23 protein-coding genes are annotated in these 26868 nt (G+C 70.1%); 12 read left to right on the forward strand and 11 right to left on the reverse strand.

The annotated features are described in order from the left end of the window. Positions 1-155 precede the first annotated feature (155 nt). On the reverse strand, positions 156-1769 hold the full coding sequence (locus tag ACZ3I4_RS29090; RefSeq protein ID WP_465385205.1) for a phytoene desaturase family protein: 1614 nt from the start codon (positions 1767-1769) through the stop codon (positions 156-158). 65 nt (positions 1770-1834) lie between these two features. After that, the gene (locus tag ACZ3I4_RS29095) at positions 1835-2668 is read right to left on the reverse strand and encodes a YhjD/YihY/BrkB family envelope integrity protein (RefSeq protein ID WP_465385206.1); all 834 of its coding nucleotides are present in this window, start codon (positions 2666-2668) and stop codon (positions 1835-1837) included. A gap of 88 nt (positions 2669-2756) precedes the next feature. Here ACZ3I4_RS29095 and dxr point away from each other — a divergent pair, with 88 nt between their 5' ends. The 3 genes from dxr to ispG are packed head-to-tail and all read left to right on the forward strand — an operon-like array spanning position 2757 to position 6411. Then, a complete protein-coding gene (dxr, locus tag ACZ3I4_RS29100) occupies positions 2757-3965 on the forward strand; it encodes a 1-deoxy-D-xylulose-5-phosphate reductoisomerase (RefSeq protein WP_465385374.1) in 1209 nt (402 codons plus the stop codon). Continuing rightward, the gene (locus ACZ3I4_RS29105; protein ID WP_465385207.1) at positions 3965-5227 is read left to right on the forward strand and encodes a M50 family metallopeptidase; all 1263 of its coding nucleotides are present in this window, start codon (positions 3965-3967) and stop codon (positions 5225-5227) included. The genes dxr and ACZ3I4_RS29105 overlap by 1 nt, the downstream gene beginning before the upstream one ends. Before the next feature lie 11 nt (positions 5228-5238). Continuing rightward, positions 5239-6411: a flavodoxin-dependent (E)-4-hydroxy-3-methylbut-2-enyl-diphosphate synthase gene (gene ispG / locus ACZ3I4_RS29110; RefSeq protein WP_465385208.1), complete on the forward strand. Its 1173-nt coding sequence runs from the start codon at positions 5239-5241 to the stop codon at positions 6409-6411. A 693-nt stretch (positions 6412-7104) separates the two neighbouring features. Here ispG and ACZ3I4_RS29115 read toward each other — a convergent pair. Continuing rightward, positions 7105-7944: a GNAT family N-acetyltransferase gene (locus ACZ3I4_RS29115; RefSeq protein WP_465385209.1), complete on the reverse strand. Its 840-nt coding sequence runs from the start codon at positions 7942-7944 to the stop codon at positions 7105-7107. Positions 7945-8069: 125 nt separating this feature from the next. On the opposite strand from ACZ3I4_RS29115, the gene ACZ3I4_RS29120 reads away from it, so the two are divergent. Next, complete coding sequence (locus ACZ3I4_RS29120) at positions 8070-8654, forward strand: PadR family transcriptional regulator (protein WP_465385210.1); 585 nt, start codon at positions 8070-8072, stop codon at positions 8652-8654. Between the two features lie 727 nt (positions 8655-9381). On the opposite strand, the gene ACZ3I4_RS29125 is transcribed toward ACZ3I4_RS29120, so the two are convergent. Both ACZ3I4_RS29125 and ACZ3I4_RS29130 read right to left on the reverse strand, forming a co-directional pair. Then, positions 9382-10017: a CG0192-related protein gene (locus ACZ3I4_RS29125; RefSeq protein ID WP_465385211.1), complete on the reverse strand. Its 636-nt coding sequence runs from the start codon at positions 10015-10017 to the stop codon at positions 9382-9384. Positions 10018-10110: 93 nt separating this feature from the next. Continuing rightward, positions 10111-11073 carry an LLM class F420-dependent oxidoreductase gene (locus tag ACZ3I4_RS29130; RefSeq protein WP_465385375.1) on the reverse strand — a complete coding sequence of 321 codons (963 nt, stop codon included), beginning with the start codon at positions 11071-11073 and terminating at the stop codon, positions 10111-10113. Between the two features lie 131 nt (positions 11074-11204). On the opposite strand from ACZ3I4_RS29130, the gene ACZ3I4_RS29135 reads away from it, so the two are divergent. Together ACZ3I4_RS29135 and ACZ3I4_RS29140 are read left to right on the forward strand one after the other, a co-directional pair. Continuing rightward, a complete protein-coding gene (locus ACZ3I4_RS29135; RefSeq protein ID WP_465385212.1) occupies positions 11205-12227 on the forward strand; it encodes an ABC transporter ATP-binding protein in 1023 nt (340 codons plus the stop codon). Next, positions 12224-13330, forward strand: coding sequence for a YhgE/Pip domain-containing protein (locus ACZ3I4_RS29140; protein WP_465385213.1), 1107 nt, complete (start codon positions 12224-12226; stop codon positions 13328-13330). The genes ACZ3I4_RS29135 and ACZ3I4_RS29140 overlap by 4 nt, the downstream gene beginning before the upstream one ends. 9 nt (positions 13331-13339) lie before the next feature. On the opposite strand, the gene ACZ3I4_RS29145 is transcribed toward ACZ3I4_RS29140, so the two are convergent. After that, a complete protein-coding gene (locus ACZ3I4_RS29145) occupies positions 13340-14506 on the reverse strand; it encodes an IS110 family RNA-guided transposase (protein WP_465385214.1) in 1167 nt (388 codons plus the stop codon). A 240-nt stretch (positions 14507-14746) separates the two neighbouring features. On the opposite strand from ACZ3I4_RS29145, the gene ACZ3I4_RS29150 reads away from it, so the two are divergent. Beyond that, a complete protein-coding gene (locus ACZ3I4_RS29150; RefSeq protein WP_465385215.1) occupies positions 14747-15790 on the forward strand; it encodes a YhgE/Pip family protein in 1044 nt (347 codons plus the stop codon). Between the two features lie 12 nt (positions 15791-15802). After that, positions 15803-16402, forward strand: coding sequence for a TetR/AcrR family transcriptional regulator (locus ACZ3I4_RS29155; RefSeq protein ID WP_465385216.1), 600 nt, complete (start codon positions 15803-15805; stop codon positions 16400-16402). Here ACZ3I4_RS29155 and ACZ3I4_RS29160 read toward each other — a convergent pair. The 5 genes from ACZ3I4_RS29160 to ACZ3I4_RS29180 form a co-directional block, all read right to left on the reverse strand. Then, positions 16392-17456: an ABC transporter permease gene (locus ACZ3I4_RS29160; protein ID WP_465385217.1), complete on the reverse strand. Its 1065-nt coding sequence runs from the start codon at positions 17454-17456 to the stop codon at positions 16392-16394. The genes ACZ3I4_RS29155 and ACZ3I4_RS29160 overlap by 11 nt on opposite strands. Then, entirely contained in the window at positions 17453-18346 is an 894-nt protein-coding gene (locus ACZ3I4_RS29165) for an ABC transporter ATP-binding protein (protein ID WP_465385218.1), read from the reverse strand. The genes ACZ3I4_RS29160 and ACZ3I4_RS29165 overlap by 4 nt, the downstream gene beginning before the upstream one ends. A 77-nt stretch (positions 18347-18423) precedes the next feature. Next, positions 18424-19080 carry a response regulator gene (locus ACZ3I4_RS29170; protein WP_465385219.1) on the reverse strand — a complete coding sequence of 219 codons (657 nt, stop codon included), beginning with the start codon at positions 19078-19080 and terminating at the stop codon, positions 18424-18426. Then, a complete protein-coding gene (locus ACZ3I4_RS29175) occupies positions 19077-20372 on the reverse strand; it encodes a sensor histidine kinase (protein ID WP_465385220.1) in 1296 nt (431 codons plus the stop codon). The genes ACZ3I4_RS29170 and ACZ3I4_RS29175 overlap by 4 nt, the downstream gene beginning before the upstream one ends. A gap of 53 nt (positions 20373-20425) precedes the next feature. Then, complete coding sequence (locus tag ACZ3I4_RS29180; protein ID WP_465385221.1) at positions 20426-20797, reverse strand: helix-turn-helix domain-containing protein; 372 nt, start codon at positions 20795-20797, stop codon at positions 20426-20428. Positions 20798-21575: 778 nt separating this feature from the next. Here ACZ3I4_RS29180 and ACZ3I4_RS29185 point away from each other — a divergent pair. The 4 genes from ACZ3I4_RS29185 to ACZ3I4_RS29200 are packed head-to-tail and all read left to right on the forward strand — an operon-like array spanning position 21576 to position 26639. After that, complete coding sequence (locus ACZ3I4_RS29185) at positions 21576-23102, forward strand: amino acid permease (RefSeq protein ID WP_465385222.1); 1527 nt, start codon at positions 21576-21578, stop codon at positions 23100-23102. Between the two features lie 59 nt (positions 23103-23161). Further along, a complete protein-coding gene (locus ACZ3I4_RS29190) occupies positions 23162-24508 on the forward strand; it encodes a glutamine synthetase family protein (RefSeq protein ID WP_465385223.1) in 1347 nt (448 codons plus the stop codon). Between the two features lie 10 nt (positions 24509-24518). Further along, entirely contained in the window at positions 24519-25874 is a 1356-nt protein-coding gene (locus ACZ3I4_RS29195; RefSeq protein WP_465385224.1) for an aldehyde dehydrogenase family protein, read from the forward strand. After that, positions 25875-26639: a 3-oxoacyl-ACP reductase gene (locus tag ACZ3I4_RS29200; RefSeq protein WP_465385225.1), complete on the forward strand. Its 765-nt coding sequence runs from the start codon at positions 25875-25877 to the stop codon at positions 26637-26639. It begins immediately after the preceding gene. The last annotated feature ends 229 nt before the right edge of the window (positions 26640-26868 follow it).

Consider the following 26868-nt stretch of genomic DNA (forward strand, 5'->3'; position numbering starts at 1 on the left):
CCCACCCGGGCGACCTGCGTAAGTGGTTGCGCCCAAAGTTCAAAAGCCCGACCCCCGCACGGCGCGACACGTACAGGGCTCGACTTCTCAGGCGTGGTCCGGCCCAGGTGCCCGGGCGCGATCTGGTCCGGGCGCGGCGGTGCTGCGGCGTACTGCTAACCGATTTCCAAGTCGCGGAGGATGCGCTGGGCGGCGTTGTGGCCGGCCGCTCCGATAACGCTGCCGGCCGGGTGAGCGCCCGCCGAACCCGCGTACAGCCCGTCCAGCCCGGTGAAATACGGCATGCGCTCGTCGAAGGCGACCGTGTTGTCGACGTGGTGGATGTGGCCGCCCGTGATGCCGAAGTGCCTCTCGATGCCGGGCGGGGTCAGCGGCATCATGTCGACGATCAGATCGCGCGTGCCGGGCGCGTACCGCTCGCAGATGTCCAGCAGCCGGTCGACGTACGCGGGCAGCTCGGCCTCCCACGACGACCCCACCGGCGCGTACGGCACCGACTGCACGAACAGCGCCGACGAGTGATGACCCTCGGCGTCCTGCAGCGACGGGTCGACCGTGGTGTGCAGATACCACTCGATCGTCGGCTCCGACGGCAGACGCCCGGCCTGCACGTCGGCCCACATGCCGCGCAGCGCGGCCATCGGGGAGTCGGTGCCGGGCTGACCGGCCAGACCGGCCGAACCGGGCAGCAGGTGGATCGTCGAACCGAACGGCGAGGCCGAGCCGGGCGGCAGGCAGGTGAACTGGGGCAGGCCGCGCAGGGCCAAGTTGAGCTTGAGCGTGGAGCCGGGGCGCTTCACCGCGGCCATGCGATCGGTCAGCGCGGCGGGCAGGGTGCCGGACGGCACGAGATCGATCAGCCGATACGGGTCGCAGGCGCCGAGCACCACGCGGGCGCTGATCGTGCGGCCGTCGGCGAGCACCACGCCGCTCGCCGCCCCGCCGTCGACGGTGATCGCCTGCACGGGCGCCCCGGTCGAGATCTGCGCGCCGGCCGCCCGCGCGGCGTCGGCGAACATGCGGGTGACCGTGCCCATGCCGCCCTCGGCGATCATCCACGTGCCGTCCGAGCCGGGCAGGCGGCACATGTTGTGCACCAGGAAGTTGTGCCCGGTGCCGGGGTCGTCGGGGCCCGCATTGAGGCCGGAGAGTCCGTCGGTCACCGCGTACATGCTCACCAGCAGTTCGCTCTTGAAGCCGAACCGGGCGAGATAGTCGGCCACCGAACCGCGTACGAGGTCAATGAAAGTGCTCTGAAGCTGGGGCCGGATGTAGCGGTCGGCCATCTGCTCGACGCTGCCGGGCTCGGCGAGCCAGGCCGGGGCCAGGTCGGCCCGCAGCGCGCCGATCTCGACCGCCAGCTGCTCGTCGGCGGCGGCGTCACGCGGCGAGAAGAAGCGCTCGAGCTGCTCGCGGGTGGCGGCGTGATCGCGGCCGAAAAGCAGGTAAGGCGAGCCGGCCGGGCCCGGCGTGGGCAGGAAGTAGTGCGGGTCGCGGCGCAGCACGGGGATGTCCACCTCGAGCGTGCGCAACAGCTCGGGCGGCATCAGACCCAGAAGGTAGGAGCCGGTGGAGTGGCCGAGGCCGGGCGCCTGGGGGAACGGGTGCTCGGTGCGGGCGGCGCCCCCGATCACGTCGGTGGCCTCCAGAACGACGACGTTCAGGCCGGCGCGCGCGAGCAGGATCGCCGAGACGAGGCCGTTGTGACCTGCGCCAATGATCACTACGTCGGATCGGGTCGGGAGCCCGGCGGCGGGATTAGCGGTCATGACGCCTGAGCGTAGCGCGCCCTAACCCGGGTGATCGTCAGCTGTTCGGCCGTGAAGAAATCAGCTCACGATTCACGTCGGGCCTGGTAGGCGCTCGCGCTCCGGGTCGCCGTGTAACCGGCCAGAACGATGACGTGGAACAGATAGAGCCACAGGCCGACGGCCACCATGCCGCCGATCTCGTCGAAACCGCCGAACGGCGCGCCCAGGTCGAGCGGGAACGAGCAGAAGAGCACGAAACCGTGCAGGAATCCGGACAGGTTGGCGGCGGTGAACGACCCGACCAGCACCGTCGACAGCCATCGGGGGCGGCCCGGCGCGACATAGCGGTAGACCCAGATGAGAACCGGCGTGAGCACGAGCCATGCGGCCAGGAACGAGAGCACGACGCCGAGGACGGCGTACCAGCCGCCCCGCAGCCACAGGCTGCTCGTCGAGGGCAGCGCGAGGAACATGGCCAGCAGCAGCGCCGGCGCCGCGGCCAGCAGGGGCAGCCAGAGGAGCCGGCCGCGCCAGCCGACGAGCGGCTCGCCACCCGGTTCCGGGGTGCGCAACGACACGAAGGCCCGGCGCAGGCCCTCGCCGTACAGGGTCGCCGGAAGCAGGCTGGCCAGCGCGAACAGCGGCGTGAGATGCAGCCCGGCCTCGATCAGCGCGCTCAGGGCCTGCGGCGCGCCGATCTGGTCGGGCAGGGCGGCGATGGTGCGGCCGGTGAGCCGTCGCACCCGGTCGGCGCCCGCTATCCATCCAGTGATCCAGATGGCCAGCAGGGCGATCGGCACCACCGCGATCCCGGCGTAGAACGTGACCGCCGCCGCGTGCAGGGCCAGGTCGCGTCCGCGCAGCGGCCGGAACGGCAGGGCCAGCACATGAACAGCCCGTCGGACCCACCCCGTCATGGCGATCTTCATACCCAGTTGTCCACAGCCCGACCCGTTATCCACAGCACGGACACTGGGCGCGAACCGGGTGCGGGCATCCGGGAAGATGGGCGGCATGCGCGACCTCGTACTGCTCGGCTCGACCGGGTCCATCGGCACCCAGGCCATAGATATCGTGCGGCGCAACCCGGAGCGGTTCCGGGTGGTGGCCCTCGGCGCGGGCGGGGGCAATGTCCAGTTGCTCGCCGCGCAGGCCCTCGAGCTGGGCGTCGAGGCGGTGGGCGTGGCGCGCGCCTCCGTGGTGCAGGATCTGCAGCTCGCCTTCTACGCCGAGGCGCAGCGCCGCGGCTGGGCGACCGGCGACTTCAAGCTCCCCAAGATCGTGGCCGGTCCCGACGCGATGACCGAGCTCGCCCGCTGGCCCTGCGACGTGGTGCTCAACGGCGTGGTCGGCAGCCTCGGCCTCGCCCCCACGCTGGCCGCCCTCGAGTCGGGGCGCATCCTCGCCCTGGCCAACAAGGAGTCGCTGGTCGCCGGGGGCCCGCTCGTGCGGCGCATCGCCAAACAGGGCCAGATCGTCCCGGTCGACTCCGAGCACTCCGCGCTCGCCCAGTGCCTGCGCGGCGGTTCGGCGGCCGAGGTCCGCCGGCTCGTGCTGACCGCCAGCGGGGGAGCGTTCCGCGGCCGCCGTCGCGAAGACCTGGCCAACGTCACGGTCGACGACGCGCTCAAGCACCCGACGTGGGACATGGGCCCGGTCGTGACCATCAACACGGCCACGATGGTGAACAAGGGCCTGGAGGTGATCGAGGCGCACGAGTTGTTCTCGGTGGCCTACGACGACATCGAGGTCATGGTGCACCCGCAGTCGTTCCTGCACTCGATGGTCGAGTTCCACGACGGGTCGACGCTGGCCCAGGCCAGCCCGCCCGACATGCGGCTGCCGATCGCGCTCGCGCTGGCCTGGCCTGAGCGGGTGCCCGAGGCCGCGCCCGGGGTCGACTGGCGTGAGGCGCACAACTGGGAGCTGCGGCCGCTCGACGACGAGGCCTTCCCGGCCGTACGCCTGGCCAAGCACGCCGGACGCGAGGGCCACTGCCGTCCGGCCATCTACAACGCCGCCAACGAAGAGTGTGTGGCCGCGTTCGTCGCCGGTCGGCTACCTTTTCTGGGCATCGTCGACACGTTGGAACAGGTTCTCGCGGCGGCCCCCGAGTTTGCCGAGCCGAGTACCGTCGAAGAGGTGCTCGCCGCCGAATCATGGGCGCGCACCCAGGCACAGCAGATGATCGCTACTGCGGCAAAAGGAGCTTGATGCTGTACTGGCTGGGGGTGGCCGCCTTCGCGCTGGCCATCCTGATCTCTGTGAGCCTGCATGAGCTCGGCCACATGCTCACGGCCAAGGGCTTCGGCATGAAGGTGTCGCGCTACTTCGTCGGCTTCGGCCCCACGCTCTTCTCCTTCCAGAAGGGCGAGACGGAGTACGGGCTCAAGGCCATCCCGCTCGGCGGCTTCTGCAAGATCGTCGGCATGACGCCGCAGGACGACGACGTCGCCCCCGAGGACCAGCCCCGCGCGATGTGGCGGTTCCCGGTGTGGAAGCGCACGGTCGTCATGTCGGCCGGCTCAGTCACGCACTTCCTGCTGGCCGCCGTGGCCGCCTACTTCGCCGCCATCTCGCTCGGGCTGCCCAACACGGCCTACCCGCAGACCGACACCGACACCCTGGCCCAGAAACCGATCATCACGATCACCGAGTGCACCTGGGTCAACCTGCCGACCGCCCAGCAAGACTGCGTGCCCGGCCAGAACGGCGCGATCGCGGGCCCGGCCTACGCCGCCGGTCTGCGCGACGGCGACCTGATCACCCGCGTCGGTGACACCCCGATCACCACGTACGGGCAGCTCACCGAGGCGATCCGGTCCCTGCCCGCGGGTCAGGTCCCGTTCACCTACGAGCGCAACGGCACCCCGGCCACCGCGAACGTCGACCTGGTCGCGGCCCAGCGCGCCCCGGTCACCGACTCGGACGGCGCCACCACCACGGTGTCCGTGGCCGGCGTCGGCTGGGACCAGCGCAGCGTCCCCACCATGATCGAGTACGGTCCGGGCGAGGCGTTCGGGGCGACCGCGGACTACGGCTGGTTCCTGTTCAAGAACACGTTCGAGGCCATGAAGCGGATCCCCGACAAGGTCCCCGCCCTGTGGCACTCGATCACCGGTGAGGAGCGCGACCCGGAGACCCCGATCAGCGTGGTCGGCGCCAGCCGGCTGGGCGGCGAGGCCCTCGAGAACGGCGTGCCCGAGCTGTTCCTCAACATCTTCATCTCGCTCAACGTCTTCATCGGCATCTTCAACCTGCTGCCGCTGCTGCCGTTGGACGGCGGTCACATCGCCATCGCCTGGTACGAGCGCGTCCGGTCGTGGCTCTACGCTCGATTCCGTAAGCCCGACCCGGGCCGTGTCGACTACTACAAGCTGATGCCTGTCACCTATGCAGTCATCCTGATTGGCGGTGCGTTCACCCTGCTGACCGTCACCGCTGACATCATCAACCCGATCACGATCTTCAAATAGGTGATGCTCTAGTGACCGCAATCAGTCTCGGTATGCCGGCCGTGCCCCCGCCGCCGCTGGCCCCTCGCCGGCACAGCCGGCAGATCATGGTGGGCAACGTGCCGGTCGGTGGCGGCGCCCCGGTCAGCGTGCAGTCGATGACCACCACGCTGACCTCCGACATCAACAAGACGCTTCAGCAGATCGCCGAGCTGACCGCGTCCGGCTGCCAGATCGTCCGCGTCGCCGTGCCCTCCCAGGACGACGTCGAGGCGCTGCCCGCCATCGCGAAGAAGTCGCAGATCCCGGTGATCGCCGACATCCACTTCCAGCCGAAGTACGTGTTCGCGGCCATCGACGCCGGCTGCGCGGCCGTCCGGGTCAACCCCGGCAACATCCGCCAGTTCGACGACAAGGTCAAAGAGATCGCCAAGGCGGCCTCCGACGCGGGCGTGCCGATCCGCATCGGCGTGAACGCCGGCTCCCTCGACAAGCGGCTGCTGCAGAAGTACGGCAAGGCCACCGCCGAAGCGCTGGTCGAGTCGGCGCTGTGGGAGTGCTCGCTGTTCGAGGAGCACGGCTTCCGCGACATCAAGATCTCGGTCAAGCACAACGACCCGGTCGTCATGATCCGGGCCTACCGCCAGCTGGCCGAGCAGTGCGACTACCCGCTGCACCTGGGCGTCACCGAGGCCGGCCCCGCGTTCCAGGGCACGATCAAGAGCTCGGTCGCTTTCGGCGCCCTGCTGGCCGAGGGCATCGGCGACACGATCCGCGTGTCCCTGTCGGCCCCGCCGGTCGAAGAAATCAAGGTCGGCCAGCAGATCCTCGAGTCCCTGGGCCTGCGCGAGCGAGGCCTCGAGATCGTCTCGTGCCCCTCCTGCGGCCGCGCCCAGGTCGACGTCTACACGCTGGCCGAGCAGGTCACCGCCGGCCTCGAGGGCCTGCCCGTGCCGCTCCGCGTCGCCGTCATGGGCTGCGTCGTCAACGGCCCCGGCGAGGCGCGCGAGGCCGACCTCGGTGTCGCCTCCGGCAACGGCAAGGGCCAGATCTTCGTCAAGGGCCAGGTCATCAAGACCGTCCCCGAGTCCATCATCGTCGAAACCCTGATCGAAGAGGCCCTGCGCCTGGCCGACGAAATGGGCGCCGACCTCCCCGAAGAACTCCGCGACCTCCTCCCCGGCCCTCAGGTCACGGTCCACTGACGCCACTCGCAAGATACCCTGACGCAGCTCAACCACGAATGGCCTCGCCGTCCTGACGGCGGGGCCATTCTGCGTCAGCCCCGACAGCCCCACCGAATTCCTCTGTCCCCGGTTGCACGGCGTCACCAGATTCACGGCGTCACCGGATTCACGGCGTCACCAGATTCACCGCGTTACTGGGTTCACGGCGCTGCTGGGTCGACGGCCTCACCAGAGTCACGGCGTTTCTAGATACACGGCGTTTCTGGGTTCGCCGCGTTACTGGGTTCATAGCGTCACCGGATCCGCGGCGTCACCGGATCCGCGGCGTCACCGGATTCACGGCGTCACCAGATTCACGGCGTCACCAGATTCACGGCGTCACCAGTTCACGGCGTCACCGGATCCACGGCGTCACCGGATCCACGGCGCTGCTGGGTCGACGGCCTCACCCAAGTCACGGCGTTCCTAGATACACGGCGTTCCTAGATACACGGCGTTTCTGGATTCACCGCGTTACCGGGTTCGCGGTGTCACTGGGTTCACGGCGTTACTGGAGCCACCGTGTTGCCGGGTTCGGCACGCTGCAGTTCCCACCACGCCGCCGGTAGCGGGGGACGGCCTCTCGTTGCACCCAGCCCGTCCGGAGCGGCGGGACCTGAATGGTGCTTCTGTCTTGCGGCCACGACTCGTACGGGCAAACGGTGTTGATTTTTAGAACAGCACCGTCGCGAACGAGCCGGCCGACGCGAACCCGCACCGTGCGTAGACGCGCCGTGCTGCCGCGTTGTAGTCGTTCACGTAGAGGCTCACGGTGGGTGACACCCGGCGCAATGCGTCGCGTACGACAGTGGCCATCGCCGGGGCGGCCAAGCCTCGGCCGCGGAACTCCGGGTCGACCCAGACGCCCTGCACCTGGGTTGTCCGGTTGGTCACGATGGCCAGCTCGGCCTTGAAGATGACGCGGTCGCCGACGAACCGGGCGTAGGCGCGCTTGCCCTTGACCAGCTCGACGATGCGCCGACGGTAACCGCGGCCGCCGTCGTCGAGCAGGGGGGAGACGCCGACTTCCTCCGTGTACATCGCGACGGCGGCCGGGAAGAGCGCGTCGACCTCGTTGGGTCGTACGAGCCGGACTTCGGGGTCGGCGGGGATGATCGGGTCGCGGTCGGCCACCATCAGCGGCTGGTTGGGGCGGATGTCGCGGGCGCGCCCCCAATGGCCGCCGAGCCGGTCCCACAGGTCGAGCACTGCGTCGGAGCGTCCGATGATCGACGAGCAGATGCGCGGCTCGGCCCCGAGCATCTCGGCGAACGCGGCGGTGGCGGCGGGCGTGGTGCACACCGGCACGAGGTGGGCTCCCGACCAGATCAGCGACTCGACGCGGCGGCCGGGACCATACCCGAAGATCCGCCCGTCCGAGCGCCACCAGTTGAGCCCATGGGCGGCCACCCGCTCGGCAATCTGAGCGCCGGCGTAGGGGTCGCGATCGAGGATCTTCTCGACCTGCGCGCGCTCGGTCTCACCGAGCTGGCGAATCGGCACCGTCAGCACAGCTATCACATTGCCAGATCAGCGGCCCCCCACACCCATCGCGACCCCGGTCTGCCAAAGAAACCCTTGTCGCCGACACGTTGGCGATATATCGTCTAACTATCGCCAACAGATCGGAGATAGTCATGAGGTACCAGCATCCCGGCCCGCAGGGCTTCCGTCACCGCGGTTTCACCTTCCCGCCCGGCTTTCCGTTCGGCGGCCCCGGCGACTTCAATCCCGGCGGCCCGTGGGGTCCCGGCGGACGTGGCGGCTCCCGTCGAGGCGGGCGAGGCGGTCGCCCCAACGTCCGCACGGCCGTCCTGGCGCTGCTCCTCGAGCGGCCCATGCACGGCTACGAGATGATCCAGGAGCTCGACTCCCGCACCAACGGCATCTGGCGGCCGAGCCCCGGCTCGATCTACCCGACGCTGCAGCTGCTGGAGGACGAGGGCCTGATCGAGCCGGAGTCCGAGGGCAGCCGCAAGAGCTACCGCCTGACCGAGGCCGGCCGCACCGAGGCCGAGGCCACCGCGCAGAACCCCCCGTGGGCCAGCATCGGCGACGACACCATGTCGCAGGTGCAAGACTTCCGCGACGCGGCGGTCGGCATCATGGGAGCCCTCAAGCAGGTCGGCTTCAACGGCACCCCCGAACAGCGCCAGCGAGCCCTCGAAATCCTGAACGAGACGAAGCGCAAGCTGTACGCCATCCTCGCCGACGGCGAGTGACTCGATCCCGGAAAGCGCACCCCGGTTGTGGGTGCGCTTTCCGCGTTTCTGGCGCTCCCGGTTTTTGGGAGCGCTTTCCGCGTTCGTGACGGCTTTTTTGGGCGTACGCGGAAGCCCAGCCCCCAACCGCAACGCCGCGTCCCCGCCGCTGCGGAGCCGCCGCCTGCAACAACAGGCCGTCCCCGGCCGTCGGCCCGGATTGACTCAACGCGCCCGGTGCTCGCGGTCCTTCCGGTGGCTCTGTTGTGCCCGAGAGAATCGAGCGCGGGACGACCGCGATCCGCTGAGCTTTGGAAAGGCCGGGCTGCCCATTTGATTCTGCCGCAACCTACCGCTGGCGGTCTTGCCTGATGGGCCGCCAGCCCGGCTGTTCGAATGCAGGATGCATCGGCGGTATTAGTGTCGTGTGATGTTGGTCGGCGGGCGGCCATAGGTTCATCTGGCCTCCGGCTCCGAGGGTCCAGCCGCCGCCGAGCCGGTGCGAGGTGAGGCTGTGCGGCACGAGGCTGTGTGAGGCGCGGCTCTGCGGATCGAGGCTGTGCGGGACGCTGAGCCGTTTCCGTACCGGTCAAAGGCGAACACCAGGGGCCGATCCCGGGTCGGAGACCTGCGGCGGGATCGGCCCCTGGTGTCGCGGGGAAGAGGCGCTGGCGCGGCGGCGCGGGGTGCGGCTTCGTCGGGCTGCGCGGGCTTTGGACGGGGAAGGGGGAGTTGGGGCGCCGAGGGGTCAGCGGGGAAGGGCGAACGCCAGGGGAACCGAAGCGGGCTCGGACTGCCACGTGCCGAAGAGGATGGCTCCGGGGTGGGAGACTGCCCGGTCGAGGATGCGGGGGATGGTCAGGGTCAGTTTGTCGGTTTCGATGACTGTCGGGTTGGCCGGGTCGACGTGGATGATCGCCGTGACCGCCCGGGCCTCGGCGAACTCGTTGATCAGGCTGGTGGTGATGGTCATGCTGGGCTGGCGGGGCTCCAGGTGGCCGTCGGTTTCGATGTATTCCTGGGCCTGGCCGCTGCCGGTGAGCAGGGCCTGGGCGAGTGCTTCGGCGTAGACGACGTCGCCGGTGCCGTCGTACACCCAGCGCCGGCCCAGGACCGAATGCTCGGTGGTGCCGACCAGCCACTCGTCGCCGCCCTCGAGCGGGGCCGGGCGGTAGGTCAGCGGGACCTGGTAGGTCGGCCCCTCGCCCGCCTTGACCAGCAGCGTTTCGATGCCGACCTCGCCTTCGGGGTCGTCGAACCGGTAGGACGCCACCCGTTCGACCGCGGCGCCGGCGGTGCCCTGATACCACGAGCGGCTCGGGAGCCACGCCGCCAGCAGTTCAACCTTGGTGGGACTCAAAGTCGCCTTGTGGATCAATGCCATGCGCCGCATCGTAGTTTCCCCATGCGCCCCAGGGGCACCGGCAATCAGCCCGACTGTCCCGTACTCCCGCCGTCCTGCACGAATATCCCCCGGTCAGCGGCCCAGCGCGGTCAGCACGCCGACGATCGCGGCGGCGTCGCCGGACTCCAAAACCGGCGTCGGGAGCAGGGCCATCGCGGGGACGGTGATGCCCGCGGCCACGTACGCCTCGACCTTGGCCCGGCACTCGTCGGGGGAGCCGTGCACGATCAGGTCGTCGACGACGGAATCGGGGATCGCGGCCAGGGCCGCCTTGCGGTCGCCGGACGACCAGGCCTGCCACATCGGGGCCAGAATGTCGCCGCGACCGAGCCAGCGGTGGAACTCGGCGTACGCGGGAACGGTCAGGTAGGCGGCGATCATGCGACGGCCGATCCGGCGTGCATGGTCGGAGTCGTCGGTGGGGCAGACGAAGATCCGGGCGGCCACGTCGAAGTCCGGTTTGTCGGTCTTTACCTCGGCCAGGGCCGTCGTGACGTCGGCCGGGGAGAGCCAGTTCAGGATCACGCCGTCGGCCTCGGCGGCGGCCAGGCGGAGCATGCCGGGGCGCAGCGCGGCCAGCAGCACCTGCGGCGGGACCGCGGGTGGCCGTTCGAGCCGGAACCGGCGTACGGCGAAGGTCTCGAACTGCTTGTCGACGAGCTCACCGGCGAGCGCCGCCCGCAGGAAGCGCAGCATGTCGCGGCTGCGCTGGAACGGCTCGGTGAACTCGGCCGCGTTCCAATCGCCCACCACGACCGGGGACGAAGCGCCGATGCCCAGCTGGAACCGGCCCGGGGCGGCCTCGGCCAGCGCGGCCGCGGTCATCGCGAGCAGGCCGGGACCGCGGGTGAAGACGGGCGCGATCGCCGTGCCCAGCCGGAACTGCGGCGCCCAGGCCGCGGCCAGAGTCAGCGGGGTGAACGCGTCGGAGCCGGCCACCTCCGACGACCACAGGTCGGTGAAGCCGGCGTCGCCCAGCGCGGCGAACGCGGCGGCATGGTCGGAGAGCGGGATCCCGCTCAGGGGAACGGTCATGCCCCATCGCATCGACATGACCACGATCCTGCCCTGGCGCGGCAGTGAGGTCCACCACCGGGGCGTGGCATCGATCAATGTGGGAGCTATCTTTTTGAACTGACCAGTCAGTCTAACTTTGCGAGGCGGCCATGCCGGTTCTCACCGCGCGCGGGGCGGGCGTCCGCCGGCGCCACCGACGACGCCGCGGGGGTGATCCGTGGCTGTTCCGCGATCTCGACGTGACGATTGAGCCCGGCGATCTGGTCGCCGTGGTCGGCCCGCCCGGCAGCGGCCGCACGACGTTGCTGCTGGCCCTGGCCCGGCGCTTCCGTCTGGCGACCGGCCGCGTCGAGATCAATGGCCGCGCGTCCCTCGGCTACGTGCCCGAGGTGTCGGCGCCCGAACCTGTCTTCACCGTCACCGAGCACGTCCGCGAGCGGCTGGCCCTGCTCGGCCGCCCCCGATCCGAGGCGGCTGCGGTCCCGTTGCGGGGTCTCGATCCGCACAAGCAGGGTCAGGAGCTTTCCCCGTACGAGAAACAGGTCCTCGGTCTGCTCCTGGCCGAGCTCGCCGCCCCGGCCGTGATCGCGCTCGACGGCCTCGACGACGGCCTGGACGCCCACGAGCAGGCCGCCCTACGCCAACTGATCACCGAAACCACAGCCCGCGGGGTGGCAGTAATCGTGACCGCCCGCGAGGTGTTGCCTGCCGACTACTCGACGGTGATCCATCTCGCCCCTGATGACGCACAACCTCACAAATCGCCAAACCTCAAGCCGGACCCGGAGTGGCAGGCGGACTCAGGGTGGGGGCCTTCGGCGGCAGAGGCCGAGGCCGGCCCGGCGAGGGAGGACCTGGGGGAGGGGGACGCGCGCTCTCAGGAGGAGAACGCGGCGCAGGTAGATGCTGCGTCTGAGTTTGAGAACGCCGGCTCGGATGCAGCGCAGGTCGACGTGGGCTCCGATGCGGTGGACGCCAACGCAGACGCGGTCCAGGCGGGCGGTAGCTCTGAGGCGAAGGACGCCGAGCAGGTGGGCGTCGGGTCTGAGCTGGCCCCGGCCGATGCCAGCGAGGACGAGGAGCTGGGCGTGGGCTCTGAGCGGGACAAGGCGGCCGGGAGATCGGCGCCGGTGGGGGACGTGGCGGATGGTGGGGAAGGGGTGGGACGGTGAACGGGCTGTCCACTTTGTCGTTGGCCGGGCTCGAGCTGCGGCGGTTCCTGCGGGGAAGACTCACCCGGGCCGCCCTCGCCACCCTGGCGGTCATTCCGCTGCTCTACGGGGCGCTCTACCTCTATGCGTTCTGGGACCCGTACGGCCGGCTCGATCACATTCCCGCGGCGCTAGTTGTGGAGGATCGGGCGGCTACCGCTACGGACGGCACCAAGGTGCACGCCGGTAAGGATCTCGGGAACGAGCTTGTCGAGCGTGAGGTTTTCGACTGGGACGTCACCGACGAGGCGGGCGCCGAAAAGGGGCTGGCCGACGGCCGCTATCAGCTCATGCTCCGGATTCCGGCGGACTTCTCGCGGAACCTGGTCAGCGGGCCCGACCAGGATGAGCAACCGCGGGCGGCCCGGCTGGTGGCGGTCAGCGACGACGCCACCAACTATCTGAGCGGGGTGTTCGCGCGCACCGCGTTCGACGAGGTGCGGGCGGCCGCCGCGAGCAGTGCCTCGGCGGGGTATTTCGACAAGATGCTGATCGGGTTCACCGACCTCAAGCAGCAGACGCAGCAGGCCGCCGACGGGGCCGGGAAACTGCGGGACGGGGCGGACAGCGCCGAGTCGGGAGCCGATCGGCTGGCCGGTGGGCTGGACGATGCCCGCGGCGGGGCGAACCGGCTGGAGAGCGGGCTCGGCACGGCGGCCGGCGCGACCGGGGATCTGGCCGACGGGCTGGATCAGCTCAACGCGGGCGCGCGGCAGCTGGCCGACGGCACCCGGCAGGCGGCGACGGGCGGGCGGCAGCTGGCCGGTGCCGTTGATGCGGCCGCCGACAAGGCGGAGCCGCTGCTGCGCGACAACGCCCAGCGGATCGAGGACGCGGCCAACCTGGTCGCTCGCGGGGCCGACAGCCTGGCCGCCAACATCGGGGCGATCGGCAACGCCGCCGACCGGGCCGTCCGCGACGCCGAACAGTTGCAGGACTACTTGGACGGGCTCCCCGACGACACCGAGGGCGTGACCGAGGCCCGGGCCCTGGCCGCCCGGCTGGTCAGCCACGCCCGGCAGGTGCGGTCGCAGATCGACGACGCGGATCTGGTTCCCCTCTAGGTCAAGGGATCATGACGACTTTGTTTTAGGCTTTCTGGTGGCGGGTCCGGGTTGTGACTTGTCCGAAGAGGCGGCTGTCGGGATCAGGCCGTCCGCGCTGGATTGCAGAGTCGCTCCCGAGTGTCCTCCCGGACCCGTTTCGCCAGCTTGGCGCGTTGTGGCGTCGTGGAGCATCCGTTTGTAGACGACGTCGGACAGGTGGCGTTTGAGAGCGCGGAGCGCTTCCATGGTGGTTTTGCCTTCGGTGAGGCGGCGCCGGTAGTAGGCGCGGCCGGGGGTGTCGCGGCGTAGCTGGACGATGGCCATGATGTGCAGGGCACGGTTGATGCGCCGGTTACCGGCGCGGGAGAGCCGGTGGCGGCGTTGGTCGCCGGAGGACGCTTCGAGCGGCGCGGTGCCGTTCCAGGAGGCGAAGTGCGCCGGGGTGGGGAACCGGCGGATGTCACCGATGTCGCCGATCAGGCGGGCGGCGCCGGACGGGCCGATGCCGTGCAGTTCGGTGAGGGTGCTGCCGTGTTCGGTGACGAGCTGGCGCAGTTGCTTGTCGGCTGCCCGGATCTTGGCGTCGATCGTGGTGAGTTCTTCGATGAGTTCGCGGGCCAGATCGTGGCGGGTCCGGGCGACTATGCCGTCCGGTTCGGGTGCGGTGCGCAGCAGGTAGCTGGCCTGGCCGCGGGTGAGGAACTTCTTCGCGCCGCCAGGGATGAGTTGCAGCAGCAGCTGGTGGATGCGGCTGATGATGTCGGTGCGGGCCCGGCCGAGTTCGTCGCGGCGGTCGACCAGCAGGCGCACCACGACGGTGACGTCGTCCGGGGCGACAGGGCGCAAACCTTGGCTGCGCAGCCCGGCGACCGCCACGCTGTGCGCGTCGACCGGGTCGGTCTTGCGGCCTTGGCCGGTGTCGAAGACCCGCACCCGGGCCGACAGTTTCGCCGGGACGTCGAGCACGGCTTCGCCGTCGGCGACCAGACGCTGGGCGATGTGCCGGCCGATGCCGTAGCAGCCTTCGACCGCCCAGACCCGGTCGGTGAACGCGCGACCAGCTGCGAGCATCTGCTGGTAGCCCTCGGCGTCAGTGTCGAAACGGCCGCCGGCTAGGACTTCCTCTTGCTCGTTGATGGCCTCGATCGTGGCCGACCGCTTGTGCGGATCCATCCCGATCACGACCCGACTCATGCGCTGGTACCTCCCTGTGGCTGTTCACATCTCGATGCCGTACAGGGAGGGCAAAGCTACTTTGAGCTGGCACATACCTCTCTCGAGCCACTCCCCGGGCGGTAGCCGGCGGGCGCATGCCAAATGAGAGTCACACCCACAGACCCGGATGGACAGCCGAAATGAGAGCGATCCCGCCGGCTACCTCGACCCAGCCTGGCCGGGCTGCGGTCGTAGATCCAAGTAAACAAGTAGGCCGGGTTGAGGACCGAGCTGAGGCAGGTCGCGGCCACGGCCCGGCAGATCGAGGACGCGGCGCCGCACCTCGCGGACGACGTGCAAGCGGCCCGTACGCGGGTGGACCAGCTCGCCGCGGGGCTCGACCGGCTCGCCTCGGGCGCGGGACAGCTGCAGGCCGGCACCGCGCAGGCCGAGCAGGGCGCGAAGAGTCTGCAGGGCGGCCTCTATCGGCTCTCGTCGGGCGCCCGCGAGCTGTCGGGCGGTCTGTCCACGCTGGCCGGCGGCGGGCATCGGCTGGCCGACGGGCTGGGTGACCTGCAGGGCGGGGCCGAGCAGCTGGCCTCGGGGCTGGCCGACGGGGCCGGGCGGATTCCGGGCTACGGCGACGATCCGAGCCACCGCGCGGACGTGCTGGCCGATCCGGTGTCGCTCGACCGCAGCGTCCGGCATCCCGCCGCCACGTACGGGGTCGGGTTCGCGCCCTACTTCCTGGCCCTGGCCCTCTGGGTCGGCGCGATGATCTCCTTTATGGTGCTGCGGCCGCTCAACCGCCGCTACCTGGTCAGCGAGGCGCCCACCTATCGGGTCGCGCTGGCCGGGCTGCTGCCCGCGGTCGCGGTCGGGCTCGTGCAGGCCACGCTGTTGTTCCTCGTGGTGCATTTCGCGCTGGGGCTCGACCCGGTGCACCCGGCGGCCACGTGGGGCTTGCTCGCGCTGACCTCGGCCGTGTTCGCGGCGATCATGCAGTTGCTCGGCGCGGCATTCGGCGCCCCGGGACGGATTCTCGCCCTCGCGCTGCTGATGCTGCAGCTCACCTCGTCGGGTGGCACCTATCCGGTGCAGACCTCGCCCGGGTTCTTCCAGGCGATCCACCCCCTGCTCCCGATGACGTACGTCGTCCAGGCCGCGCGGCACACCATCGACGGCGGCCCGTGGGGCACCGTCGGGCAGGGGGTCGCGGTGCTGGTGGCGTACGGGCTGGGGGCCTTGACCCTGACCTTGCTGGCGGCCCGGCGAAGCAGGCGTCTGACCATGAGCGACCTGCACCCCGAACTGGTGCTCTGAAACACTGTCATGGTGACGACGGACGGGCGGGCGCGGCGGCGGGAGGACACCCGGCAACGGCTGTTCGAGGCGGCCGTGGAGCTGATCGCCGAGCAGGGGTTCTCGGCCACGACGGTGGACGACATCGCGCTGCGGGCCCGGGTCGCCAAGGGCACGGTCTATTACAACTTCAAGTCGAAGACCGACTTGTTCGAGGAGTTGCTGCGGCACGGCATCGGCCTGCTCACCGGCGAGTTCCGGGCGGCGGTGGAGGGGCTGCCCCCGCGCGAGGCGGTGGCCGCCCTGATCCGCAGCCAACTCGAATACATCCGGCGATACCGCGCCTTCGCGCAACTGCTGCTGTCGGAGATGTGGCGCACCAACCGGGAGTGGCAGCAGACCCTGGTGCTGCTGCGCGAGCAGGCGATCGGCGTGATCGCCGAGACCGTGCAGGCCGGTGTCGACTCCGGTGACCTGCCGGCCGACCTCGACGTCCGGGTGGCCTCGTCCGCGCTGTTCGGCGTCGGGCTGGTCGTGGCGGTCGACTGGCTGGTCTTCACGCCGGAGCGACCCCTCGAGGACGTCGAGGAGTCGCTCCTGGCGATCGTGCGGCGGGTCGGAACTACGACGTAGCGTTCGAGCGCCACGCCGTTGCCCACGAGGTGCGGCCGTTGGTGCGCAGCAGCGAACCCTCGTAGATCCGGGTGCCGATGGCGAGCAGGCCGGCCGCGGTGACGGCCATGACGACGAGCGCGACGATCGGCTCCCACAGGGCGGCGTCCCCGTTGAAGATGCGGACGGGCATCGCGACCGGCGCCGAGATCGGGATGTACGACAGGATGCGCATCACGAGGTCGTTCTCGCCAAAGAAGATGACCGCGAAGAACGGCAGCATGACGGCCATCTGCACCGGCTGCGACGAGCTGCTCAGCTCCTCGGGCCGCGACGCCATCGCGCCCACGCCGGCCCACAGCGCGGCCAGCATCACGAAGCCGACCACGAAGAACGCGACGAACCAGCCGATCGTCGGTTCGAGCAGCCGCAGCACGCCGCTGTCCAGCCCGGCCAGCCGCGATCCGACCAGCGTCACGATCGCGATCAGGGCGACCTGGACGAAGGCCAGCAGCGAGAGCGCGGCCACCTTGCCGGCCAGCAGGGCGCGGGTCGGGACGCTGGCCACCAGGATCTCGACGATCCGGGTCTGCTTCTCCTCGGTGACGCTCTGCGCGATCTGCAGGCCGAACAGGAACGACGTGAAGAAGAAGACGAAGGCCAGCGCGAACGGGACGATGTAGGCCAGGAACGGGTCCACGGCGTCGGCGTCCAGGAGGCGTACGGGCGGGGACGTGCTCAGCGCCTGGACCACGTCGCCCGGCCGGTCGGACATGCTCAGCACCTCGGGCCCGGACACCACCGCGGCGTCCACGTCGCCGTCGCGCAGCAACTGCTCGGCGGTCGCGTCGTCGGCCACCACCCGCACCTCGAGGTCGGCCTGCTGCAGCTTCGCGGCGGTGGCCCGGTCGGCGACCGCGACGGAGTCCGGCCCGCCCGAGAACACGGCCGGCAGCACCGTCACCGCGATCGAGAACAGCAGGAAGAACGCGGTGCTGAACAGGAACGTCTTGTCGCGCAGCTTGACCCGGAGCTCGCGGGCGGCGACGACCTTGGCGGCCTCGTAGGTGCTCATCGGATGACCTCTCGGAAGATCTCGGTCAGGGTCGGGACGACCGGGCCGAACGACCGCACCGGGCCCCGTTCGAGCGCGGCCAGCAGCACCTTCTGGTCGTCGAAGCCGGCCTCCAGCCGGTAGACGGCCCGGGGACCGTCGAGGTCGATCAGCGTCACCCCGGGCTCGTCGCGCAGCCAGCCGGCGTCGGTGTCGACCAGCAGTTGGTAGCGCGGTTCGGCGTGCTGGGAGCGCAGCGCGGCGCGGTCGCCGGCCGCCCGGATCTCGCCGTCGGCGATGATCACGAGGTCGTCGCACAGCCGCTCGACCAGTTCCAGCTGGTGGCTCGAGAACAGCACCGGCGCCCCGGACGCGGCCCGGTCGCGCAGCACCTCGACCATCGTCTCGACGGCGATCGGGTCGAGGCCCGAGAACGGCTCGTCGAGCACCAGCACCTCGGGGTCGTGCACGAGCGCGGCGGCCACCTGGGCACGCTGCTGGTTGCCGAGCGACAGCTTCTCCACCTTCTCGTCGGCCCGTTCGCCGAGCCCGAGGCGTTCCAAGAGCTTTTTCGTACGATCTTCGGCCGCGGCGCCGCTCAGGCCGTGCAGGCGGCCGAGATAGACGATCTGCTCCTGAACGGTCATCTTCGGGTACAGGCCGCGTTCCTCGGGCATGTATCCGAAGCGCTGCCGGATCGCGCGGGTCAGCGGCTCGCCGCCCAGGGTCACCTCGCCGGTGTCGGCGGCCAGGACCCCGAGGATGATCCGCATGGTGGTGGTCTTGCCGGCGCCGTTCGCACCGACGAACCCGGTCAGCTTGCCGCCGCCCACGGCGAACGAGACGTTCTTGAGAACTGCCCGGTCACCGAAGCTGCGGCTGACGGAATCGACGTTCAGCACGGTGGTCATACCCAGAGACGCTAGGCAATCCGGCCCGGAAAAACGTCCGGCTCAAGCAGGACCGGCCGGGTCCTCCGCAAGGAGGACTATCCGCCCGGGCGGACCACCCCGAGCTCGTACGCCAACACGACGGCCTGGGTGCGATCCCGCGCCCCGAGCTTGGTCAGCACCCGGCTCACATGGGTCTTGACCGTGGTCTCGCCGAGGTGCAGCGACGCCGCGATCTCGGCGTTGGTGGCCCCTCCGGCCAGCGCGACCAGCACCTCGTGCTCGCGCGGGGTCAGCTCGTCGAGGCGGGCCGCCGGTTCGGCCCGCACGGCGCCCGGCCGGGCGAACGCCGAGATCACCCGGCGCGTGATCTCGGGAGCCAGCAGCGCGTCGCCCCGCGCGACCACCCGTACGGCCTCGACCAGCGATTCCGGCGAGCTGTTCTTGAGCAGGAACCCGCTCGCGCCCGCCTCGAGCGCCGCGAACAGGTAGTCGTCGCGGTCGAACGTGGTCAGGATCAGCACCGACGGGCCGCCCCCGGCCGCGACGATGCGGCGGGTCGCCTCCAGGCCGTCCATGCCGGGCATCTCGACGTCCATCAGCACGACGTCGGGCGCATGCCGCGCGGTCGCGTCGACGGCCTGGGCGCCGTCCTCGGCCTCGCCGACCACCTCGATGTCGTCCTCCATGCCGAGGATCACCCGGAAGCCCGTACGCACCAGCCGGTGGTCGTCCGCGAGGAGGACCCGGATCACGACGCCACCACCGGTTCGCCGCTCGTGCGCTGGGCCGGCGCCACGGCGGCGATCGGCAGCCGGGCCCGCACCCGGAAGCCGCCCGGATCGCCCGTCCGGTTTCCGGCCTCGACCGTGCCACCGAGCAGCCCCACCCGCTCGCGCATGCCGATCAGCCCCATCCCGCCGGTGGACGTGGTCGCGCCCCGCCCGTCGTCGGCCACGTCGATCTCCAGTTCCCGGGCGTGATAGCGGATCCGCACGTCGATCGTCGAGGCCCCGGCGTGCTTGAGCGCGTTGGTGACCGCCTCCTGCACGATCCGGTACGCGGTCTGGGACGTCGAGGCGGGCAGCGGAGCCGGGGTGCCGAAGACCGCGAAGTGCGGCGTGAGCCCGGCGTCGCTGACCCGGTCGAGCAGCTCTTCGACCCGCTCGACGCCGGGGCTGGGCGCGGTCACCGGCTCGTCGGAGGTGCGCAGCGCGCCCAGCATGCGCTGGAGCTCGTCCACCGCCGTCCGGGCGCTCTCCTCGACGGCGCTCAGCGAGTCGCGCGCGGTCTCGGCGTTGCGGTCCATCGCCCGGCGGGCGGCCGCGGCCTGGATGCCCATGACCGAGACGTGGTGGGCCACGACGTCGTGCAGCTCGCGGGCGATCCGCAGCCGCTCGGTGACAACCGCCTGCTCCCCGGCCACGGCCCGGGCCTGCCGCAGCTGCTCGGCCTGGTCGACCAGCACGGCCTCGCGCCGCGCGGCCAGCCACGCGATCTCGCCGAAGAAATACGCGAAGCCGAACACCACGACGTTCATGAGCACCTGGCTGACCAGGGCCGAGAGCAGGGGCGGCAGCTCACCCGTGCCGTCGGCGAACGCGTCCTCGGGGATGCCGTCGACGGCCAGCAGCCACGCCACGGCCAGCCAGCCGAACATCGCGCCGATCACGCCGACGCGCAGCCAGCGGGCGCGCGCGTGGTCGCGGCCCCACGCGCCCTCGGCGTAGATCGCCGCGAAGATCGCGCCCGAGGCGAACTGGATCTCCTGAGCCTCACGGACCTGGCCCGCGATGAAGACGACGGCCGTGACCAGCAGGACGGCGCTGGGATGGCTGCGCCGCCAGATCAGCGGGAACGTGATCGCGAACGAGAAGGCGAGATGCTCGAAGGCGCTGCGCTCGACGCCCCACACGAACTGGCCGACACTGCGCGACAGCATCACGTAGAGCAGGGCGGCGGCGACCACGACGAGGCCGATGACAAGGTCGATGCGGCGTTGCCGAGGGGTCGGCCCCGGTCGTCGCCAGTCGTCGAGGCTGGGCATGTGCTGAGCCTGCCACACGCCCGTGGCCTCGGACGACGGCGGTTTTCGCGACGTCAGGTCGCGCGGAAATACCGCGTCTTGGCGATGTCGGGATGGGTTTGGGTGGGAATGTCGGCGTCGTCGTCGGGGGTGAGCTCGCCACCCAGCTCGACGATCCGGCGGTGGGCCGCGGCCAGCCTGTCCTCGAGGGTGACGATGCGGCAGGCGGCGGTCAGCAGATAGCCCTCGTCGAGGAGCTGGCGCACGCGCTGGGCCAGCTGGAGCTGGTGGCGGGAGTAGCGGCGGTGGCCGCCGTGGGAGCGCTCGGGCTCGAGCAGGCCGACGGTGCCCAGACTGCGGAGGAAAGCGGGGGTCACGCCAATCATTTCGGCGGCGCGGCCCATCGTGTACGCCGGGAAGTCGGCGTCGTCGAAGGTCGTGCTCATCGTGCCCTTCCGGGGGGTCAAGCGGGTGCGTCCGGGGTTACCGGTACGCAATCCAAGGCCCCGGCGGGTAACCGGGGCCTTGGCTTTTCAATTCTGGTGCCGGCCGTCGCCGGCGCATTCGGTCGTCCGCCTGCGTGCCGCTAGCGGACCACCTGAGTGATGGGCATCGGCTGCGATCACCTCTTGTCGGGTCGGGGACGTTGAGCTTGCGCGTTGCTGCGGTATCTCGTCCTCCTTAGCCAACTCAGGGTCTGCGATTGCGTGTCGGCTGTGCGTGGCCGACTCCAGAAACTGTATTCCGATCAGGCTCGGATTTCTAGTACCGGCGCTGCAGATTTTTTGGACAAATCGTCGCCGTGATCCGCGTTGTCGCAGGTGAAGAAGGGGGAGGCGAGGGCCATGGGGAAGGAGTCGCCCGGCGTGGCGGGGACCCGATCGGGGGAGTGCGGCGGCACGGGACGGGCGCGTGGCGCGGCGATGCCGCGTGAGAGAGAGGTGACCGCGCCCCGCGCCGCCGCGGGTCGGGCGCCTTCCGGCGGCCCGGGTGTTCGCGAAGCCTGCCGAGGGCTCGCGCGCCGAGATGAGAGTCGGCGTCAGAACACCGGCAGGGCTCGTACTGAGGTCTTCCGACGCCCTGTCATGGCTACGAGTGTGCCGTCCGCGCCGAGGGCCGGGCAACGCAATTAACTCTGTGCATTGACGTGCGTAACACAGCGGGGAGATCATCACGGCACGCCGTGGCCCCGGTCACAGCAACCCCTCGGTAAGGGAGCCGCACATGAGCGTCAACCCCGCACCCAGCACCGACGAAGAACGCCTTGCCCAACTCGGCTACCAGCAGGAACTGCATCGCCGACTGTCCGGCTTCTCGAACTTCGCGGTCTCCTTCTCGATCATTTCCATTCTGGCCGGCGCGATCACCTCGTACGGGATCGCCATGACCGCCGGCGGCCCGATCGCCATCACCCTGGGCTGGCTGTTCGTCGGCATCATGGTCACCTTCGTGGCGCTGGCCATGGCCGAGGTCTGCTCGGCCTATCCGACCGCCGGCGCGCTCTACTGGTGGGCGGCGGCGCTGGCCAAACGCAACAAGGCCGCCTGGGCGTGGTTCGTCGGCTGGTTCAACTTCCTGGGCGAGGTGGCCGTCACCGCCGCTATCGACTTCGGCGCGGCCATCACCACGTCGGCCTTCCTCAGCCTGACCTTCGACATGGAGGTCACGACCGGGCGGACGTTCCTGATCTTCCTGGTCATCATCGTCGTGCACGGCCTGCTGAACACCTTCGGCGTCAACCTGGTGCGGCTGCTCTCGGACGTCAGCGCCTGGTGGCACCTCGTCGGCGTGGCCGTGATCGTGGGCGTGCTGGCGATCGTGCCGGACACCCACAAGCCGATCTCCGAGGTGTTCACCGAGGTCCACAACGCCACCGGCTTCACGTTCGCCGGGGCGGGTGTGTACGCCGTCCTCGTCGGCCTGCTGATGGCCCAGTACACCTACACCGGCTACGACGCCTCGGCCCACGTGGCCGAGGAGACGCACGACGCCGCCCGGGCCGCCCCGCGCGGCATCGTCCTGTCGGTGGTCGTCTCGGTGATCGCCGGGTTCGTGCTGCTGTTCGCGATCACCTGGTCGATCCAGGACTACGAGGCGCAGCGGACCACCGAACTGGGCCTGCCGCCCGCGCAGATCTTCATCGACGCCGCCGGCCACAACACGGGCACGTTCCTGCTCTTCATCTGCATGGTCGCGCAGTGGTTCTGCGGCATGGCCTCGGTGACCGCGAACTCGCGGATGTCGTACGCCTTCGCCCGCGACGGCGCGCTGCCCGGCTCGCGGCTGTGGAAGCAGGTCAACTCGCGTACGGGAACCCCGACCAACTCGATCTGGCTCTGCGTGACCCTGTCCATCCTGCTGGTGCTGCCGTCGCTGTGGAACACGACGGCCTACCTGGCGGCCACCTCGGTCGCCGTCATCGGGCTCTACATCGCGTACGTCATGCCGGTGTTCCTGCGCCGGATGAACCCGGACTTCGAGCGGGGCCCGTGGCACCTGGGCCGGTGGAGCGCCGCGGTCGGGTGGATCGCGATCGTCTGGGTCGGGATCATCTGCGTGCTGTTCGTCCTGCCGACGGCCAGCCCGATCACCGCGGCCAACTTCAACTACACGATCGTCGCCGTGGCCGTCGTGCTGGCCTTCGCCACGATCTGGTGGTTCGCGAGCGCTCGCAAGTGGTTCACCGGGCCGAAGCAGAATCTGATCGAGAAGGCCCATCAGGGCGAACAGACGATGCCGACCGAGAACTGACACGCCAACGGGGCCGGGCCCGCGCGGGTCCGGCCCCTGATCAACAGGGAGACAACCTGATGAACCTCGAGGAACTGGACGTCTCCGTCGACAACGGCAGCATCGACACGGTGCTGCTGGCGCTGACCGACATGCAGGGCCGGTTGCAGGGCAAGCGGCTGCACGGGCGGTACTTCGTGGACGAGGTGGTCAGCGGCGGCAGCGAGGGCTGCAACTACCTGCTCGCGGTGGACGTCGACATGAACACCGTCGACGGGTACGAGTCGTCGTCGTGGGCCAGCGGATACGGCGACTTCGTGATGAAGCCCGACTTCACGACCCTGCGGGCGGTGCCCTGGCAGGAGGGGACGGCCATGGTCCTGGCCGACCTCGAGACCACGAGCGGCGAGCCCGTGTACGCCTCGCCGCGGCAGATCCTCAAGCGCCAGCTCGAGCGACTGGCCGAGCACGGCCTGACCGCGTACGCGGGAACCGAACTGGAATTCGTGCTCTACAAGGACACGTACGAGCAGGCGTTCGACAAGGGATATCGCGACCTGATCCCGGCGAACCAGTACAACGTGGATTACTCGCTGCTGGGCACCGCGCGGGTCGAGCCGTTGCTGCGCCGGATCCGCAACGACATGTACGGCGCCGGGCTGCTGCCGGAGAGCGCCAAGGGCGAGTGCAACTTCGGTCAGCACGAGATCGCCTTCCGCTACGCCGACGCGCTGACCAGCGCCGACAACCACGTGATCTACAAGAACGGGGCCAAGGAGATCGCCGCCCAGGAGGGTATGGCGCTGACCTTCATGGCCAAGCCCAACGAGCGGGAGGGCAACTCCTGCCACATCCACTTCTCGCTGCGCGGACCGGACGGCAAGTCGGCCATGCTCGGCGACGGCCCGGCCCACCTGAGCGAGACCGGGCAGCGGGTGCTGGCCGGGCTACTGGCCACCATGCGGGAGTTCAGCCTGCTGTTCGCGCCGAACATCAACTCGTACAAGCGCTACCAGGCCGGGTCGTTCGCGCCGACCGCGCTGCGCTGGGGCGTCGACAACCGCACCTGCGCGCTGCGGATCGCCGGCCACGGCCAGGGCATGCGCGTCGAGAACCGGGTGCCGGGCGGGGACGTGAACCCCTATCTGGCCATCGCCGCCCTGGTCGCGGGCGCGCTGCACGGCCTCGAGAACGAGCTGGAGCTGGAGCCGGAGACGCCGGGCAACGCGTACGACGACGCCACCGCCGAGCGCGTGCCGACCACCCTGCGCGAGGCCCAGCAGCTGTGGCGGGGCAGCGAGATCGCGCATACGGCGTTCGGGCCCGAAGTGGTCGGCCACTACGCGAACATGGCCCAGGTCGAGCTGACCGCCTTCGACGCGGCCGTCACCGACTGGGAACTGCGCCGCGGCTTCGAACGAATGTGAGTATGGGTCCGTGACTGATGTGATCAACCCCTCGACGGGCGAGGTCTTCACGACCGTGCCGTCGCTGGATCTGGCGGCGGCCGACGCCGCCATCGAACGCGCGCAGCGGGCGTTCCCGGCCTGGCGGGCCGTGGCTCCCGGCGACCGGGCCCGGCTGCTGCGCCGTTTCGCCGCCGTGGTCGACCAGCACCTCGACGAGCTGGCCGGGCTCGAGGTGCGCAACTCCGGCCACACCATCGGCAACGCCCGGTGGGAGGCCGGCAACGTCCGGGACGTGCTGGACTACTACGCCGGGGCGCCCGAGCGGCTCAGCGGCCGGCAGATCCCGGTGCCCGGCGGCCTCGACGTGACGTTCCACGAGCCGCTCGGCGTGGTCGGCATCATCGTGCCGTGGAACTTCCCGATGCCGATCGCCGGCTGGGGTTTCGCCCCGGCGCTGGCGGCCGGCAACACGGTCGTGCTCAAGCCGGCCGAGCTGACCCCGCTCACCGCGATCCGGCTCGGCGAGCTGGCCCTGGAGGCCGGGCTCCCCGAGGACGTCTTCCAGGTCGTCCCGGGCAAGGGCTCGGTCGTCGGGCAGCGGTTCGTGACCCACCCGGCCGTCCGCAAGGTCTGTTTCACCGGTTCCACCGAGGTCGGCAAGTCGATCATGGCGGGCGCGGCCGACCAGGTGAAACGGGTGACGCTGGAGCTGGGCGGCAAGAGCGCGAACATCGTGTTCGCCGACGCCGACCTGGAGAAGGCGGCCGCGTCCACCCCGGGCAGCGTGTTCGACAACGCCGGTCAGGACTGCTGCGCCCGCTCGCGGCTGCTGGTGCAGGAATCGGTCTACGACAAGTTCCTGTCGCTGCTGGAACCCGCGGTCAAGGCGTTCCGCGTCGAGGAGCCGTCGCAGGCCACCGCCGAGATGGGACCGCTGATCTCGGCCGGGCACCGGGCCACCGTCTCCTCGTACGTGGAGGGGTCCGATGTGGCCTTCGCCGGCCAGGCGCCGAGCGGCGGCGGATGGTGGTTCCCGCCGACCGTGCTGCTCGCGCACTCGACCGGTGACCGGCACTGGCGCGAGGAGGTCTTCGGGCCGGTCCTCTCCGTGCTTCCGTTCGCCGACGAGGACGACGCCGTACGCCTGGCCAACGACACCGAGTACGGGCTGTCCGGCTCGCTCTGGACCCGTGACCTCGGCCGGGCGCTGCGGGTCTCGCGAGCCGTGGAGACCGGAGCGCTGAGCGTCAACAGTCACTCGTCGGTGCGCTACTGGACGCCCTTCGGTGGCATGAAGCAGTCGGGTCTCGGCCGCGAGCTGGGCCCGGATGCGCTTTTGTCCTTCACGGACGTCAAGAACGTGTTCATGGCAATGGGAGATTAAGTGGAGCGTTTGCAGGACCGGGTCGCCGTCATCACCGGCGCCGGCAGTGGAATCGGTCTCGCCACCGCCCGGCGGTTCGCCGCCGAGGGCGCCAAGGTCGTCGCCGTCGACATCTCGGAAGAGGCCGGCCAGGCGGTGGCGGACGAGGTCAAGGGCGAGTTCGTCGCCTGCGACGTGTCCGACGAGGAGCAGGTCAAGGCCCTGTTCGACGGGGTGGCCGAGCGTCACGGCCGGGTCGACATCGCCTTCAACAACGCCGGCATCTCACCCCCGGACGACGACTCGATCCTGGTCACCGGCCTGGACGCCTGGGAGCGGGTCCTCAAGGTCAACACGACCTCGGTCTTCTTCTGCTGCAAGTACGCCATCCCGCACATGCAGCGCCAGGGCAAGGGCTCGATCATCAACACCGCGTCGTTCGTGGCCCTGCTCGGCGCGGCCACCTCGCAGATCGCCTACACCGCGAGCAAGGGTGGCGTGCTCGCGATGACCCGCGAGCTGGGCGTGCAGTTCGCCCGCGAGGGCATCCGGATCAACGCGCTCTGCCCCGGCCCGGTGGCCACTCCGCTTCTCATGGAGCTGTTCGCCAAGGATCCGGAGCGGGCCGCCCGCCGCCTGGTGCACGTGCCGATGGGCCGGTTCGCCGAGCCCGCCGAGATCGCGGCCGCGGTCGCCTTCCTGGCCAGCGACGACGCCTCGTTCATGACCGCCTCGCAGTTCGTGGTCGACGGCGGTATCACCGGGGCGTATGTAACTCCGCTTTGATGTGTTTGAACGTCCGTTTTCACGGGCAACGACCCTGTACACCCATTTCGACAGGGGTGAAGGGGTCGAATCCCCGCCCGCGCTGGTCGATCCCGGTGTAGGTGGGACAGAGGGACCCAGGCGCGGGGGGGCCCCCCCCCGCCGGGCGCCCCCCCCCCCCCCCCAACACCAAAAACAAATTTGGGGAAAAAAAAAAAAGGTTATAGTGGGGGGGTGAGACGCTCAAAAA

The sequence above is a fragment of the Actinoplanes sp. NPDC021490 genome (genome assembly GCF_055562135.1).